Annotated in this window: 13 protein-coding genes and 2 pseudogenes; 4 read left to right on the top strand and 11 right to left on the bottom strand. The window is 69.4% G+C overall.

All coding sequences use genetic code 11. The annotated features are described in order from the left end of the window. The first annotated feature begins 41 nt into the window (after window positions 1-41). Complete coding sequence (locus ACTWPB_RS04815) at window positions 42-524, top strand: tRNA (cytidine(34)-2'-O)-methyltransferase (RefSeq protein ID WP_378766625.1); 483 nt, start codon at window positions 42-44, stop codon at window positions 522-524. 98 nt (window positions 525-622) lie between these two features. Here the strand turns inward: ACTWPB_RS04815 and ACTWPB_RS04810 are convergent, their stop codons facing one another. The 5 genes and pseudogenes from ACTWPB_RS04810 to ACTWPB_RS04790 all read right to left on the bottom strand — a co-directional run bounded on the left by ACTWPB_RS04810 (window position 623) and on the right by ACTWPB_RS04790 (window position 7,424). Continuing rightward, the gene (locus ACTWPB_RS04810; protein ID WP_446224490.1) at window positions 623-847 is read right to left on the bottom strand and encodes a DUF167 domain-containing protein; all 225 of its coding nucleotides are present in this window, start codon (window positions 845-847) and stop codon (window positions 623-625) included. After that, a complete protein-coding gene (locus ACTWPB_RS04805; RefSeq protein ID WP_446224489.1) occupies window positions 813-2,207 on the bottom strand; it encodes a DUF4349 domain-containing protein in 1,395 nt (464 codons plus the stop codon). The genes ACTWPB_RS04810 and ACTWPB_RS04805 overlap by 35 nt, the downstream gene beginning before the upstream one ends. Before the next feature lie 959 nt (window positions 2,208-3,166). Beyond that, window positions 3,167-3,682: pseudogene (locus tag ACTWPB_RS04800) on the bottom strand (OB-fold nucleic acid binding domain-containing protein); the annotation flags it as partial. Between the two features lie 207 nt (window positions 3,683-3,889). Further along, window positions 3,890-6,910: pseudogene (locus ACTWPB_RS04795) on the bottom strand (error-prone DNA polymerase); the annotation flags it as partial. Window positions 6,911-6,968: 58 nt separating this feature from the next. Continuing rightward, window positions 6,969-7,424, bottom strand: coding sequence for a hypothetical protein (locus ACTWPB_RS04790; protein WP_446224488.1), 456 nt, complete (start codon window positions 7,422-7,424; stop codon window positions 6,969-6,971). Between the two features lie 133 nt (window positions 7,425-7,557). Here ACTWPB_RS04790 and ACTWPB_RS04785 point away from each other — a divergent pair, with 133 nt between their 5' ends. Further along, window positions 7,558-8,508: an SDR family NAD(P)-dependent oxidoreductase gene (locus tag ACTWPB_RS04785; protein WP_446224487.1), complete on the top strand. Its 951-nt coding sequence runs from the start codon at window positions 7,558-7,560 to the stop codon at window positions 8,506-8,508. Window positions 8,509-8,623: 115 nt separating this feature from the next. On the opposite strand, the gene ACTWPB_RS04780 is transcribed toward ACTWPB_RS04785, so the two are convergent. The 4 genes from ACTWPB_RS04780 to ACTWPB_RS04765 form a co-directional block, all read right to left on the bottom strand. After that, window positions 8,624-9,073, bottom strand: a complete 450-nt coding sequence (locus ACTWPB_RS04780) for a GNAT family N-acetyltransferase (protein ID WP_446224486.1) — start codon at window positions 9,071-9,073, stop codon at window positions 8,624-8,626. A 116-nt stretch (window positions 9,074-9,189) separates the two neighbouring features. Then, complete coding sequence (locus tag ACTWPB_RS04775) at window positions 9,190-10,116, bottom strand: sucrase ferredoxin (protein ID WP_446226236.1); 927 nt, start codon at window positions 10,114-10,116, stop codon at window positions 9,190-9,192. Between the two features lie 119 nt (window positions 10,117-10,235). Next, window positions 10,236-11,807 (bottom strand): DNA polymerase Y family protein, encoded by a 1,572-nt coding sequence (locus ACTWPB_RS04770; RefSeq protein ID WP_446224485.1) that lies wholly within the window; start codon window positions 11,805-11,807, stop codon window positions 10,236-10,238. A gap of 97 nt (window positions 11,808-11,904) precedes the next feature. After that, a complete protein-coding gene (locus ACTWPB_RS04765; protein ID WP_446224484.1) occupies window positions 11,905-12,645 on the bottom strand; it encodes a hypothetical protein in 741 nt (246 codons plus the stop codon). Between the two features lie 207 nt (window positions 12,646-12,852). Between ACTWPB_RS04765 and ACTWPB_RS04760 the strand changes: the two genes are divergently transcribed. Then, window positions 12,853-13,470 carry a TetR/AcrR family transcriptional regulator gene (locus ACTWPB_RS04760; RefSeq protein ID WP_446224483.1) on the top strand — a complete coding sequence of 206 codons (618 nt, stop codon included), beginning with the start codon at window positions 12,853-12,855 and terminating at the stop codon, window positions 13,468-13,470. Window positions 13,471-13,507: 37 nt separating this feature from the next. Here ACTWPB_RS04760 and ACTWPB_RS04755 read toward each other — a convergent pair whose 3' ends face one another. Together ACTWPB_RS04755 and ACTWPB_RS04750 are read right to left on the bottom strand one after the other, a co-directional pair. Further along, entirely contained in the window at window positions 13,508-14,041 is a 534-nt protein-coding gene (locus ACTWPB_RS04755) for a lipase family protein (protein ID WP_446224482.1), read from the bottom strand. Next, a complete protein-coding gene (locus ACTWPB_RS04750) occupies window positions 14,023-14,418 on the bottom strand; it encodes a hypothetical protein (protein WP_446224481.1) in 396 nt (131 codons plus the stop codon). The genes ACTWPB_RS04755 and ACTWPB_RS04750 overlap by 19 nt, the downstream gene beginning before the upstream one ends. 175 nt (window positions 14,419-14,593) lie before the next feature. Between ACTWPB_RS04750 and ACTWPB_RS04745 the strand changes: the two genes are divergently transcribed. Then, window positions 14,594-15,724 carry a serine/threonine-protein kinase gene (locus tag ACTWPB_RS04745; protein ID WP_446224480.1) on the top strand — a complete coding sequence of 377 codons (1,131 nt, stop codon included), beginning with the start codon at window positions 14,594-14,596 and terminating at the stop codon, window positions 15,722-15,724. Window positions 15,725-15,740: the final 16 nt, after the last annotated feature.

Raw genomic sequence — 15,740 nt, 5'->3', positions numbered from 1 at the left:
CGATTGTTCCAGATACCACCTGCGCGCGGGCGGGGTGGCGCATGACAGAGTGGTCCGCTGTGCTGCACCTGATCTTTCACGAGCCCGTGATTCCGCCCAATACCGGCAATGCGATCCGGTTGGCCGCGGGGACCGGCTGCGCGCTCCACCTCATCGAACCGCTCGGCTTCGACCTGTCCGAGTCCAAGCTGCGGCGAGCGGGACTGGACTACCACGACCTCGCGGTGGTGACCGTGCACCCCGATCTGGCGACGGCATTCGCGGCGATCCGGCCCGGCCGCGTGTTCGCCTTCACGACACAGGCAACGACCCGTTTCACCGATATCGCCTATCGCGACAACGACGCGCTGCTGTTCGGCACCGAGCCGACCGGATTGCCCGAGGAAGTGCTGGCCGATCCGCAGATCACCGACCAGGTGCGCATTCCGATGCTGCCGGGGCGTCGCTCGATGAATCTGTCGAACGCGGCGGCGGTGTCGGTGTACGAAGCGTGGCGCCAGCTGGGATTTCCGGGCGCGGTCTGATCCCACGGCCTATTCGGTCACGTGATCACCAGGCCACCATGGCGGCATCGCCCGAGAGCGAAAATCCCTGATGGCCTGGTGAACATCTGTCCAGGCTCTCAGTCGATGTCGAAGCGCTTGAAGCGTGAGGTGGCGCCGGCGGTCAGCCGGACGGCGGACTTGGCTACGCCGAAGTGGTCGGCGAGTAGTTCGATGGCGGCCTTGTTCGCCTTGCCCTCTACGGCGGGGGCGCGGATGTAGAGAGTGAGGGTGCCGTCTTCGGCGGTTTCGACGAGTGGGCCCTTACGGCTATTCGGTTTGATCGTCGCCCGCACTGTGGGCACCGGGGGTCTCCTTTTCGGACGCTGTCGACTCGGTCGTGCCGGATGCGCCGGCCCCGGATGCTGTGGCGCCGGATGCGGCGGATGCGGGTGCTGTGGCGCCGGATGCGGTGGTTGCGGGTGCTGTGGTTGCGGGTGCCGTGGTAGCGGGTGCCGTGGTAGCGGGTGCCGTGGTAGCGGGTGCCGTGGTAGCGAGTGCCGTGGTAGCGGGTGCTGTGGCGCCGGATGCGGTGGTTGCGGGTGCCGTGGTAGCGGGTGCCGTGGTAGCGGGTGCCGTGGTAGCGGGTGCCGTGGTAGCGGGTGCCGTGGTAGCGGGTGCCGTGGTAGCGGGTGCCGTGGTAGCGGGTGCCGTGGTAGCGGGTGCCGTGGTAGCGGGTGCCGTGGTAGCGGGTGCCGTGGTAGCGGGTGCCGTGGTAGCGGGCGCTGTGGCATCGGGTGCGGTGGTCGCCCGCGCGGCGGGCGGCGGGGTCGTGGCTGCTGGTGCGGTGGGCGCGTGTGTTCCTGCGCGACGGCGCCTGCGCAGCAATCGCAGTGCGGCGTACAGCAATCCGCCGATCACCGCCAGGAAGCCCAGCCACGGCACCGCCTTGCCGACGAAGACGATCGCGTCCTGCAACCAGTCGATCAGCGAATGCCAGCCGGAGACGATGCCGTCCCAGAAATTGTCCGGGTCGCCGGGTGCGTTCTTGTCGTCGGCGGTGAGTGTGATGGTGAGCGTCGAGAGCGCGACCTGATCGTCGAGGCTGCGTTTCTGCGCGGTGAGGCTGTCGAGTTCGCCCTGCCTGCTCGACAGCGCCTCCTCGGCGGCGATCAGGTCGGCGGTGTTGGTGGCACCCGTGATCAGCGCTTTGAGCCGGTCGACGGAGGCTTGCAGCGCGCGGATGCGGGCGTCGAGGTCTTGCCACTGCATGGTGACGTCGTCGCGATTGGTGCTGACCCGGGTGACCGTGCCGACCCCGCCGAGGCCGGTGATGAAGGCGTCGGTCTTGTCAGCGGGCACCCGCACACTGAGCACGGCGCGAGCGGCGCGCTTATCGGTGCCTGGCTGCTCGGTGCGGCTGTCGATCCGGCCGTCGACGGCACGGACCTGCTCGGTGACGGTCGCGGCGGCGGCGATCGGATCGCCCGAGGTGACATCCACCGACCCGGTGATCACCTCTTTCCGGTTCGATTGATCCGTCGGCGCCGGGCTGTCCTTCTGCGGAACACCTTCCCGGAACCCGGGCGTCATCGCGGGTGCGGGACCGCCTAAGACGGTGGGCGCCGACGCCCGACCGGCCTGATCCTCGCTGTCGTCATCGCCGCACCCGGCCAGGAACAGGAGTCCGAGCAACGCGATCATCACCACGACAAGCTTGCGCATGTTCGCAGCGTAGTGCGTGGCATGGAGCCCCGGCTTGCGTTCCACTCGGAGCGGGCGACAACCGCCGGGCGCGCTGGGGCGGCGCCGTCAGGTGCGCCACGTGGGCCACGGCGCTCGAGGCGGCGCTGTCCGGTTAGGCCACGTGGGCCACGGCGCTTGCGGCGGCGCAGTCCGGTTACACCACGTGGCCACGGCGCTTGGGGCGGCGCTGTCCGGTTACGCCTCGTGGGCCACGGCGCTTGGGGCGGCGCTGTCCGGTTACGCCACGTGGGCCACGGCGCTTGCGGCGGCGCTGTCCGGTTACGCCACGTGGGCCACGGCGCTTGCGGCGGCGCTGTCCGGTTACGCCACGTGGGCCACGGCGCTTGCGGCGGCGCAGTCCGGTTACACCACGTGGCCACGGCGCTTGCGGCGGCGCAGTCCGGTTACACCACGTGACCACAGCGCTTGCGGCGGCGCAGTCCGGTTACACCACGTGACCACAGCGCTTGCGGCGGCGCAGTCCGGTTACACCACGTGACCACAGCGCTTGCGGCGGCGCAGTCCGGTTACACCACGTGACCACAGCGCTTGCGGCGGCGCAGTCCGGTTACACCACGTGACCACAGCGCTTGCGGCGGCGCAGTCCGGTTACACCACGTGACCACAGCGCTTGCGGCGGCGCAGTCCGGTTACACCACGTGACCACAGCGCTTGCGGCGGCGCAGTCCGGTTACACCACGTGACCACAGCGCTTGCGGCGGCGCAGTCCGGTTACACCACGTGACCACAGCGCTTGCGGCGGCGCAGTCCGGTTACACCACGTGACCACAGCGCTTGCGGCGGCGCAGTCCGGTTACACCACGTGACCACAGCGCTTGCGGCGGCGCAGTCCGGTTACACCACCGTTGCCGCGGGCAGTTACGGCCTGCGTGCTCGGCACGAACGGCGCGTCGCGGGCCGACCGATCCGGCGGGCTGTCAGCGGAAGTCGCGGGAGCGGGCGACGATGGTCAGGTCCAGGTGTTCGAGGTGGTCAGCGACCAGGCTCGCGGCGCCCTCGGCGTTTTGGATGCGGCCGCGGATGAGCAGGGCGGTGGCGCTCTGTGCGAGGCGGCGGTAGCGGGTCCACAGGCCGACCGAGCAGACGACGTTGACCATGCCGGTTTCGTCTTCGAGGTTGAGGAAGGTGACGCCCGCGGCGGTGGCGGGGCGCTGGCGGTGGGTGACAGCGCCTGCCACCAGGATGCGGGCGCCGTCTTCGACGAGCAGCAGGTCGCAGGCGGGGACGACACCGAGCGAATTCAGGTGGGCGCGAAGGAATTCGGTCGGATAGGTATCGGGCGAGATGCCGGTGGCCCAGACGTCGGCGGCAGCGAGTTCGAGTGCGCTCATGCCGGGCAGGGACGGGGCGACGGTGGCGGGGCCGGTGCCGGGCAGGCGGTCGGGGCGCTCCACCGCTGCCGCGCCCGCCGCCCATAACGCAGCCCTGCGCACGCTGCTTCCACGCGAATCCCGTTGTGCGTTAGGAGAATCCGCGACAGCTTGCCCGAGCACTCGCTGATCCGTATCCGCCGACACAGCCCCCGAGTCCTGGGCGCCCACAGCGACGGCGCCATCGCGGCCCTTGCCCACGCCCGTGAACGGTCCGCTCGTCGCGGCGACGCGGCCGCGCCCGGCGGGTTCGGCGTCGACCAGGACATCCAAGGCCCCTGCGGTAGCCAGCGATTCCGATTGGGCGACAGTGAGTTCCACACGGCCGGTGAGGTCGAGCATCGAGGTGAAAGGGCCGTGCTCGGCGCGGGTAGCGACGATGCGGTCGGCGAGGTCGGTGCCGATGTGGCGCACACCCGACAGACCGAGCCGGATCTCGGCGCCCGCGTTCTCGAGGGTGGGTTCGGCGCGGCTGGCGTTGATGTCGGGGCCGTGCACGCGAACTCCGTGGCGGCGGGCGTCGGCGACCAGCGACTGCGGTGAGTAGAAGCCCATCGGCTGCGCGCGCAACAACCCGGCGCAGAACGCGGCCGGATGGTGCAGCTTGAACCACGACGAATAGAACACGATCGAGGCGAAGCTCTGCGAATGGCTTTCGGGGAAACCGAAATTGGCGAAGGCGTAGAGCTTCTCGTAGATGCGATCGGCGACCTCGTCGGTGATGCCGTGCAGCTCACGCATCCCCTGGTAGAGCCTGGCCTTCAACATGGCCATCTTCTCCGGCGACCGCTTCGACCCCATCGCCCGCCGTAACTGGTCCGCCTCGGCCGCACTGAAACCGGCGACATCGACCGCCATCTGCATCAACTGCTCCTGGAACAGCGGAATGCCGAGCGTGCGTTCGAGCGAGCGCTCCAGCGACGGATGGTCGAACACCACCGGCTCCTTGCCATTGCGCCTGCGAATATAGGGGTGCACCGAGCCACCTTGAATCGGTCCCGGCCTGATCAGCGCCACCTCGACGACCAGATCGTAGAAATTGCGCGGCTCGAGCCGGGGCAGCGTCGCCATCTGCGCACGCGACTCCACCTGGAATACCCCGATCGAATCCGCACGCTGCAACATCTCGTAGACGCCCGCTTCGGTGAGGTCGAGCGCGTGCAGTTCCACCGTCTCGCCTTTGTGCTCACGCACCAGGTCGATCATGTAGTGCAATGCGGAGAGCATGCCGAGGCCGAGCAGGTCGAACTTCACCAAACCGACTGCGGCGCAATCGTCTTTGTCCCACTGCAACACGCTGCGTCCGGCCATCCGCGCCCATTCCACCGGACACACATCTGCGATCGGCCGATCGCAGATCACCATGCCACCGGAGTGGATACCCAGATGCCTTGGCAAGCCGTCCAGTTCGCCCGCGAGTTCGAGAACCGCGTCCGGGATATCGGTGCCCGTCTCGGCAGCCACCCCGGACCAGCGACTCACCTGCTTACTCCACGCATCCTGCTGCCCGGGCGAAAAGCCGAGTGCCCGTGCGGCATCGCGTACCGACGACTTGCCACGATAAGTGATCACGTTCGCCACCTGTGCGGCGTAGTCGCGGCCGTACTTGGCGTAGACGTGCTGGATGGCTTCCTCGCGCCGGTCGGATTCGATGTCGACATCGATGTCGGGCGGGCCGTCTCGCTCGGGCGAAAGGAACCGTTCGAACAGCAGTTTGTTGCCCACCGGGTCGACGTTGGTGATGCCGATCGCGTAGCAGACCGCGGAGTTGGCGGCCGATCCCCTGCCCTGGCACAGGATGTCGCTGTCCTTGCAGAACTCGACGATGTCGTGCACCACCAGGAAGTAGCCGGGGAAGTTCAGGTCGGCGATCACCGCAAGTTCGTGGTCGATCTGCTGATACGCCTTGATATTTCGTTCCGGCGGACCGTAACGTCGCGCCGCTCCCGCATAGGCGAGGCGGCGCAGCCAGGAGTTCTCGTCATGGCCGGGCGGCACCGCGAACGGGGGCAGGTTCGGAGCGATCAGGCCCAGATCGAACGCGCATTCCCTGGCCAGCGTCGCCGCGTTCGCCACCGCGTGCGGGTATTCGGCGAACAGGTGCGTCATCTCCGCGCCCGAACGCAGGTGCGCGCCGCCGGTGGGTGCGAGCCAGCCCGCCATCTCATCGAGACTGCTCCTGGCGCGGATCGCGGCCAGCGCCATCGCCCGGCGACGCTGCGCCGGGGAGGCGAAATGCGCGCCGGTAGTGGCGAGTACGGGAACATCGAGCCGATCAGCCAGGGCGACCAACAGTGCGTTGCGCTCATCATCGGTGGCGATGCCGTGGTGGGTGAGCTCCACACTCACCCGGTCGGCGCCGAATCGTTCGATCAGATCCCGCAGTGCCGCTTCAGCTTTCGGCAACCTTGCATCGCCTACGCCCAGATCCTGCTCGAGTGCGGTGCGCAGGTGACCTTTTCGGCAGCCGGTGAGAATATGCCAGTGCCCACCCGCCGCCGCGGCGAGTGTGTCGAGGTCATAGCGCAGCACACCCTTCTCCCCTGCGGCCATATGCGCCGCCGCCATCTCCCGGGAAAGCCGCCGGTAGCCCTCCTGCCCCCTGGCCAGAATCAGCAGATGGGGGCCGAGCGGGTCAGGAGAACCGGTGCGCGGCAGCGAGTCCGGTGCGAGAACGTGTCCGCCGGTCGGCACGGCCGGTCCATCGTGCGCAACGCCGGGCGCCGGGCCGAAGCCGACTGCGTGCGCCTGCCCGTAGTCCGGCGCGGCCGATGCGCCCGGATCAGACATATCGTCAGCCGTACCATCCGGTACACGGGTTCCCCGCGCGACACGTCTTCCGCCCCGAGGTACAGAACGGCGCCGGACCGCATCCCCTCGGCCCGGCGCCGCCTCCGCATCGGTTCCCAGTGACAGTTCGGCACCGAAAACCGTTGGCATTCCCCATTCCCTGGCCGCCTCGGCGAACCGGACGGTCCCGTAGAACCCGTTGTGGTCGGTGAGCGCGAGCGCTTCCAGACCGAGCCGCACCGCCTCCTCCACCAGCTCCTCCGGCTGACTCGCGCCGTCGAGGAAGCTGTAGGCGGAGTGCGTGTGTAACTCCGCGTAGGGCACCGTCTGGCCGGTCGGCCGGTCGAGCCCGGCGGCGTGGTACTCGCCCCGCTTGCGCGACCAGGCCGGACTGTCGCCGCCGTCGCCGGGGTGCATGCCTTCCGCGGGCCTGCCGCTCGGCTTGCCCGAGAGTACCCGTTCCAGCTCCGACCAGGTCGGCGGACCGTTGCTCCAGCCCATGCACCCACTCCTCTCACGACCCCCGCATCACCGAACCCCTTTCCTGGTGCCGGACAACTCAATGCGCGGGCAAGCGCTCCATGGACCGCGATTCCAGCGCGGACTCCACATGACCCAGACCCGCGCGGATCACCGCACCGTAGGCATCGTTGGCGAGCACGTCCAGATGCCCGCGCGCGATGGCCAATTGCATCCGCGCCATCTCGAAGTCACCGACGCGGCGATGACTGTCGGCCAGGTTCAGATACAGCGAGGGCAGAAACCCGCGCAGCCCCTCATCGAGCGGGATACCCGGCCCGAACACCGCGGCCAGCGCCCGCTGATCCCACAGCAACGCACCCTCCGGCAACTCCTGCACATCGGCCAGGTGATGTGCCACCACGCAGCGATGCAACGGGTCGCCGCCTTCCCCTATTTCGCTCCACAGCCTGGTCAGCGCCGCGCGCGCCGCATCAGGGTCGCCACCGCCGAGCCGCACCGCGGCATAGATGTCCGCCATCCGATCGTCCGCCATGTGCACCAGTATCGCACATACGTTCGAATATTAGCGAGAGGCATTCGAACATATTTTCGAGTTTCCCGAAGGGCCTGGCTCTGGAACTTACTTCGGAGTAAGTTCAGGGGTAACGAGCTGCAAAGGAACAGTGATGTCTCAGGTTTCCCCAGGTGACCAGGGCCGCAAGCGGCGCGATCTCACCGGCAGACACATCGTGATCACCGGGGCGTCCTCCGGGATCGGGCGGGCCGCCGCACTCTCGGTCGCCGACAAGGGCGGTGTCGTGTTCCTGCTCGCGCGCCGCGCCGACGAACTCGCCGCGGTGGTCGCCGAGATCGTCGACGCGGGCGGACAGGCCTACGGCTACCCGTGCGATGTCACCGATTCCGAATCCGTGGATTCGGTCGTCGAGGCCATTCTCGACCAGCACGGCCACGTCGACATGCTGGTCAACAACGCGGGCCGTTCCATCCGCCGCGCCATCCACCGCTCCACCGACCGCATGCACGACTTCGAACGCACCATGGCGGTCAACTACTTCGGCGCCCTGCGGATGACCCTCGCACTGCTGCCACAAATGCGGATGCGCGGCTTCGGCCACATCGTCAACATCTCCAGCGCCGGCGTGCAGGCGGCCACCCCCCGCTTCGCCGCCTACCTCGCCAGCAAGGCGGCCCTGGATAAGTTCACCGAGGTGGCCGCGGTCGAAACCCTCGCCGACGGCGTCACTTTCACCACCATCCACATGCCGTTGGTGCGCACGCCGATGATCGCCCCCAGCGGCGATCAGGGCCCCTCCGAATCCCCCGAGTGGGCCGCGGGCACGATCGTGCGCGCCCTCGCCGAACGCCCCAAACGCATCGACGTCCCCCTCGGCACCATCGCCGAATACGGCGGCATCCTCACCCCCAAACTCCGCGACCGCATCATGCACCGCTACTACCGCGCGCTGCCGGATTCCCCTGCGGCCAAGGGTGAGCCGGCCGAAGACACCTCAGCCCCGACCCCCCTATCAGATCCGAAACCCCGTTCCGCCGCCCGAAAAGTCACCGGCACCGCCCTGCGTCGCGCGGCCCGCTGGGTACCCGGCACACACTGGTGACACCGGCGTAATCGCCCGATCCGTGGGCGATTACGCCAGCTCTCGGCCTGTCGTAGCGTCGGCCGCTACTACATGATCCCCACGACCGGTGACAAGGATGTCGTGCTCGGCGGCACTAGTTCGCGGGCTCGAGATCGAGGGTGAAGTGGTGGGCGGTGATGGTCAGGTGGTGGCGCATGTAGAGGCGGTGGGCGGCGGCTCGGGTGGGGCCGACGCCGGAGTCCAGGTGGATCGCCGCGCAGTCCAGGCGCCGGGCCTCGGCGGTGAGCCAGCCAAGCAGTCGGTCGGCGTGGCCTCGACCGCGCACCGAGGGAAGGGTGGAGACATCGTCGATGTAGAGGTGGTGGCCCCAGGCGGTGGAGTGGGATTCGCGGAACCCCGCCACCGAAAGCGCTGCCGGAGAACCTGGTTCGAAGCTGCCGACCAACCGATAGCCCGCGGGGCGCAGTTCGGTGTCGATGAACTCGGCCAGCCGGGTTGCCGTCGCCCACTGTGGGCGAAGCTCCAGTAGAGCCGGGCCCGCCAGCTCGGTGTCGTCCTTGCCGATTTCCCGGATGTCGATCATGGAGTCGACGTTAGGGCCGTCGGGTGATCGCACGGGAGAGCCAATCCGCCGCAGTTCCGATAGTCCACCGATGTCACCGGCCATCCGGCGACCCGACCTGATCGTCCCCGCGGCCGTCAGCGGTCGGCGGACTGTTCGGGCTCGGCGGCGGATGGCTCGCAGAGTTGTTCCACCGCAGCGGGTTCCAGGTAGGTGGCCGGTTTGGGGGCGGCGCCGCAGCTGGCTTGGCGAGGGGCGGCGGGGACGGTGCGGGCGGTGACGCGCCAGCGGCGGCCGTCACGATGGGTGACGATGGCGGCGCCCGCCATGGTCGGGTCGTGGGTGGGAGCCCGGTCGGGGTGGACGGTGAGGTCGGTGGCGTTGGCCGGGAACTGTTCGCGCACAGCCACTTCGGCGAGCTGGGAGATCGGGGGGTAGCAGCCGCGGCCGCGGAGACCGGTCAGGGAGACCTCGCCGACGTCGGCCGCTTCGAGCATCGCCTTGGCGGCGGGGGCGTCGACGCGGCCGTAGGTGAGGCCGGAGGGAAGCAGGACGACCGCGGGGGCGAAGCGGTGACCACCGGTGTGCGAGGCCTCCCAGACCCGGCCCGGGTAATCGGCGGCCATGGCGGCGGCGATCGGGCGGCCCAACAGGGCACAGCACTGGTCGCGTTTGCCGTGGGCGCAGACCAAGACCACTGAATCATCCACGCGCACACCGATTCCCGGGGGCGGTCCGTCGACGAGTTGCAGGTCTATGTCGAAGAGCTGGCGCAAGTCGGTGATCTCGAACCGCTCACACCAGGAACCCTCTGGCCGCGAACTGACCAGCAGCACCGTGCGGGTACCGGTGAACTCGTTGCGGCCGGGGCGGCGGATCAGCGTCGGCCGAACCTGCGCCGCTGACGTACGCGCCGCCAGCTCGGCGGTGATCTCCGGACCGAGCACCGCATCACCGATCACATCACCGCCCCACGCACCGGGATGCTCGATACACAGCCATCCGGTGAAGTGCCCCGCGGTACCGAGCAGCGGAAGGTCGGCGGCGGCCGCCGTACACAACATGCCCTCGAATGGGTTCACAGCGCTCCTCCCGCGACCGAGCCTTCCGGGGCGATCCCCCGGACAGGCGTCGTTTCACTCTAGAACCGAGCTACGAGCGGAGGTGACAGCGGTTCGGTGGGCTACTCGTAGACGCCCTCGGCGTGCCATTGCGCCGCGTCGTAGACGAGGAGGACGGCGCGGATCTCGGTGGGGTCGGCGTCGAGCTGGACTTGGACGCGCACGGCCAGGGCGGCGGGTTCGGCGGTGGACCACCATCGTTCGGTGATCGGCCATGGGCCCGCCCAGCCCAGTAGCGCCCACTGCTTGCTGCCCCAGCGCAGGCTGGTGGGGGTGGCGGTGAACAGGCCGCGGTCGGTGACCAGGACGGGGGCGCCGTCGGCGGCGGTCAGGTGCACGATCGGGCGGTGCAGCAGGAGCAGGGTGGGGGCGGGTTCGGGGAGTCGACCCGGCCAGGGCTGGGCGGGGTCGGCGGCGGGGGTCAGTTCGTCGCCGAGGGCGATCATGGTGATGCGTTCGGCGGGGCCGCGGCCGCCGCTGAGCACTCCGATGCGGACCGCTTCGCCGCCGAGCAGACCCTGCACACGGACCAGGGCGCGGCGGGCACGTTCGGTTTCCTCGCCCTCGCCGCCCCACAAACCCAATTGCAGGGCACCGGCGGCGACCACCTCGACCGGTTCCAGCGCGAGCGCCACGATCGGGCCGGTGGGGCGGGCGCGGTGGGTGAGCCAGCCGTCGAGTTGCCAGCGGACGCGGTCGGCGGTGTCGGCGGGGGTGAGCGGGCGGGCGCAGCGCCAGATCCTGGTCAGCTCCTCGCCCGTCTCGGTGCGCGCGGTCACGGCGAGCCGGGTGCAAGCCACGCCCGCCGCCGACAGCACCGCGTGCAGCCGGGTGGACAGCTGCCTGCCCGCGAACGCGGCCGCGTCGACCCGGTCGATGGGTGGATCGCAGGCCAGCTCGACGGTCAGTTCCGGGGCGGGGCGGCGCGCCGACGGTGGGCGTTCGGGCAGGGCGCGGGCGGTGCGATGGGCGAGCACGGCGTCGGCGCCGAATCGGGAGGCCACCTCGGCGGGAGACAGGCGCGCGAAATCGCCGATGCGGCGTAAACCCAGGCGGCGCAACAGATCTACCAGGTCTTTGCGCTCGGGCGCGGCCAGGCTCGGTTCCACCGCGAGCTCCGAGACCGGGAGCGCAGCGAGGTACCGCGCGCCCTCCGCCGGCGCCACGATCGCCCCGCGCCTGGCCGCGATCACCGCTGTCGACATGGCGTCGGCGATCCCGACCTGCGCCTCGGCTCCCGCCGCGGCGACCGCATCGATCAACCGCACCACCGCGGCCTCCTCCGAACCGAAGTACCGTGCGGCACCGCGTGCCCCGAGCACGATGAGCCCCGGCCGCAACACCTCCACGCCCGGCACCGTCGCATCGACAGCACCGACCACCGGCTCGAACAATCGCGCATCCCGATCCGGATCATCCTGCACGACAACGAGTTCCGGACAGCACCCCTGCGCATCCCGCCGCCGCATCCCCCGCCGCACCCCGTCGGCCCGCGCGATCGCCGAGCACGCGACCACCGAACTCCCCCGCAACACCGCGATCGGCCGATCCGCCCCGACCCCGGCCACAGCGGCTGCCGCGACCGCGGGCCAGTCCGGGCACCACACCGCCAGCACCCGATCAGCGCGCGTCACAACGACACCACGCCCATCAATCCCACTGCCCGCGCGCGCACGCCCCACACGGCACCGGATCCGGCCTGCGCACGATCCCCGGACAACGGGCCAGCGGTCATGAGACCGCCTCGCGTAATGCGGTGACTTTGGTTGCGCCGCTGACGGTTTCGCGAGGCAACCATTCGGTGCGGCCGGCCTTGGCGCACAGGTCCATGTGGCCGTGGCGGGTCTGGCCCGCCTTGGCGCTGACGCGCACGTCGAGGCAGACCGAGCGCAGCCGGCCGCGACCGGAGCCGAGGCCGCGGTAGCCGGTGACGCGGGAGTCAAGGCGCAGGGTCGGGTTGGCCCATTCGCCCGCGACGACCAGGGTGGCGCCACGGTTGCGGGCACGGGCGGCGAGGACGCGACAGCGGGCGGGTGGGACGACGAGGCCGCCGAGTCCGAGGACCACCAGGTCGAGGCCGTCGAGCAGGACCGCGGCCACCTCGGCGGGATCGGGGCCGGGGTCGGCGATCACCGCCAGGTGGGACAACTGGGCGCCCATCTCCGCGGCGGCCAGCAAACCGAGCCGGGGCAGGCCGACCACCGCCGCGTGACCGCCGTTTCCGGTGACCGCGGCGAGCAGCCCGGTCAGCAGGGAGTGCGCGCCGGTGTAGGCGACCACCGCGCCTTTGGGCAGCCCACCCTCGGGCAGCAGGTCGGCCAGCGGTGGTGGTACCGGCAACAGATCACGGCGCAATGGCTGCTCACGCGGTATATGCCCGGTCGCGGACTCACCACGTCCCGGCACTGCGGCCATCCGCCTGCGCAGCTCGTCGAGCATGCCCCGATCGGGCGGCAACGCTTCCGAACCCATCAACACCACCTACTTCCACGATGGACCCGCGAGCGGAAAACCGCCCTGCGCCGAAACAGCAGCACCGTTTCAGCTATCGATCGTATTCGAATATACGTTCGATAGCGACCAGCGTGACACCCACCCCCTCCCCGTGTCCACCGGAGATTTCGGACCGGGCTGATACGGTATTTTTCGACTGACTGGTCGATATCAAGGGGGAGCGTGGTGGCCGAAATCCGGCGAACACAGGCGCAGCGGCGCGCCGAGACCAGTCGTGCGCTGATCGACGCGACCATCGACACCATTGTCGAGAAGGGGTACGCACAGGTCAGCGTCAAGGAGATCTGCCGCCGCGCCGGGGTTTCACATGGGGGGCTGTTCGGCCGGTTCAGCACGTTGTTCGATCTGGTTGCCGCGGCGGCGGCGGAAGTCGGTGTGCGCCAACGTGAACAGTTCGTCGCGAAGATGGTCGAGCTGCCCGATCGTTCCGACGTCCGGGCGTTGCTCACCGTGTGGCGTGAGGTGGCTCGCGATCCGATCAACGCGGTGTGGCGCGAACTGATCGTCGCCGCACGCACCGACGTGGCGCTGCGGGAGAAACTCGCGGTCGTCCGCTACGACTACGGTGCCGCCATGCTGGCCGATGGTGTGAAAAATCCTGTTCTGGAAGGACTTTCGCAGGAACAGGCGTTCGCGCTCGGCTCGATGGTGCTCTTCTGTCTCGACGGCGACGCGATCAACGCGGGCCCGTTCCCCGAACCACAGTTCGAACAATTGCGGCTCGACGCGTTGACCACCATGGTCAACGGCTATCTCGCCGCGCAGCGCGAACCACGCCCGTAGGCGGAACGCCCCCAGCACGTCCCGCCCACGGGTGCCCTCAGCGCTGGGCGCCCAGCGCCTGTCCGACCAGCGTCGCCACCATGGCGTTGGCGAACTCCGGCAATACGGTGGCGTTGGCCGGGTCGTTCGCGGTCGTGGCAACGGTGGTCGTCGTGCAGCCGGGGCCTTGGACCGGGCCTTCACCATCCAATGCCCTGGCGACCCACGCCATCACACCGCCTGCCGCGGTGAGCGCGACAACGCCGTGCGTGCCGACGATGCTGTCGGGTGTCGCATCGCGCACGTACGTGATCGACGCGCCGTCGGCGCAGTAGCGGGCGACCAGGTCGTCGATGCCGCCGATCCAGCTCACCTCGTCGTTGACGCCGTTGACCACATACAGTGGCGCGCTCGGTGTTTCCGCGCCCCGCTTGCGCGCGTCGACCTCGCGGCCGAGGACCGGGTCGGCCAGCATCACGTCGATCGGCGCGTTCAGCCATTCACTCACCCGCTTGAAACGGTTCGCCGACACGGTGGTCGCGGTGCATTCCACGCCGGCGAGATTGCCGTGGGTCAGGGTGTGCGACGGCATGCACTCGCGTTGGACCGCGTCATAGGCCACTGGAACGACAGCAACGGTCGCTGTTCGGCGGGCCCCCGCGGAATCAGCACCGTGGTGACCGCGGCGTGAGGACGTCCTTCCCCGTCGGTGGTGCGGTACAGCAACTGCCAGGCCTGCGCGTTGACGGGGAATTGCAGCAGCATCTTCGTGGCGACAGGTCGGCTCGCCAGGATCGCGCCCGGCGCGCTCGACTCGAAACCCGCTGGTGGCGTGTAGAAGTCGTCGACCACCTCGGCGGCGCCGTGCCCCGCCGCTGTGATCGATCCGACCGCGATCAGCGCGCTGACCAATAGTGCCGACCAGCGCGTTCGCCGTCCGACGCGGCCTGTCCGTCTGGGAAATCTCATCAATCCAACTCTCGATCCGACAGCGTTGTCATCAGGCGGGCGCGCACCGCTGTCCGGACGCTACGTGACCGCGCTCACGGAATCAAGATTTCGACCGATCGAAATATTAATACCGCTGAACCGCCACCCTCGAGATCCCGGCCAGTCAGCGTTATATTCGGCTACCCTCGCACCCGTGACCGAACGTGCTCGTCCCCATATCGGCCCCGACTACCTGGTCGCGGGCCGCTACCGCCTGCAGTCCAAGCTGGGCGGGGGTGGCATGGGTGCGGTCTGGCTCGCGACCGATCGGTTGCTGAACCGCGAAGTCGCGATCAAGCAGGTGCTGTCCACCGCGGGACTGAGCGCGGCCGAGGCCGAGGCACTCCGCAGCAGCATCGTGCACGAGGGCCGGGTGGCCGCCAAGCTGTCGCACATCCACGCCGTCGCCGTGCACGACGTGGTGATCGAGGCGGGCGAGCCGTGGCTCGTCATGGAGTACTTACCCTCGCGCAACGTGGCCAAGGCGCTCGCGCTGGTCGACACCTTGCCCGCGGTCGAGGTGGCCCAGATCGGCGCGCAGGTGGCCGACGCGCTCGCCGCCGCGCACGCCGCCGGCATCGTGCACCGCGATATCAAGCCGGGCAACATCCTCGTCGCCGACCGCGGCAACAGTGTGGGCCTGGCCAAACTCAGCGACTTCGGCATCTCGCGCGGCGCGGGCGACACCCACGGTGACGAACCCGACGGCGTGATCACCGGCACCCCCGCCTACCTCCCGCCCGAGGTCGCGCGCGGCGCCGAGCCCACCGAGGCCAGCGACGTGTTCTCCCTCGGCGCCACCCTCTACACCGCGCTGGAAGGCCAGCCGCCGTTCGGTTTCGACTCCGACGAGCACGACGTCGTCGCCGCGGCCGCGATGGGCCGGATCATCCCGCCCACCCGCAGTGGCATCCTCACCCAGCCGATCCTGCACATGCTCGAGCCCGCGCCCCAGCGTCGCCCTACCATGGCCGAGGCCCGCGACGAAATCCTCACCGCCGCCTTCGGCCCCGGCACCGGCGCCTACATCCTCGGTGTGCCGCTGCGCACCGAAGACGGCACCATTCCCGCCTGGTCCACCCGCAACTCCGCCAGCGGCCTTCGTAGCCCCAACTCCTCCCCCCTTCCGCGCCCGCACCGCGCCCCGCTCGCCGCAACCGCCGCACCCCAGCAGCGCGGCGGCGGCTTCATCGACAGCCTCCCCAACGGCGCCCCCCTCGCCATCGGCGCCGGCGTGCTGATCGGCCTGATCATCCTGATCGCGATCATCATCGCCGTGATGTAGAGCCGCGGCCCTACCG

The organism is Nocardia sp. IBHARD005, assembly GCF_052814245.1.
Note: the sequence above shows the minus strand (reverse complement) of the source record. Positions and strands in the feature narration are given on the sequence as shown.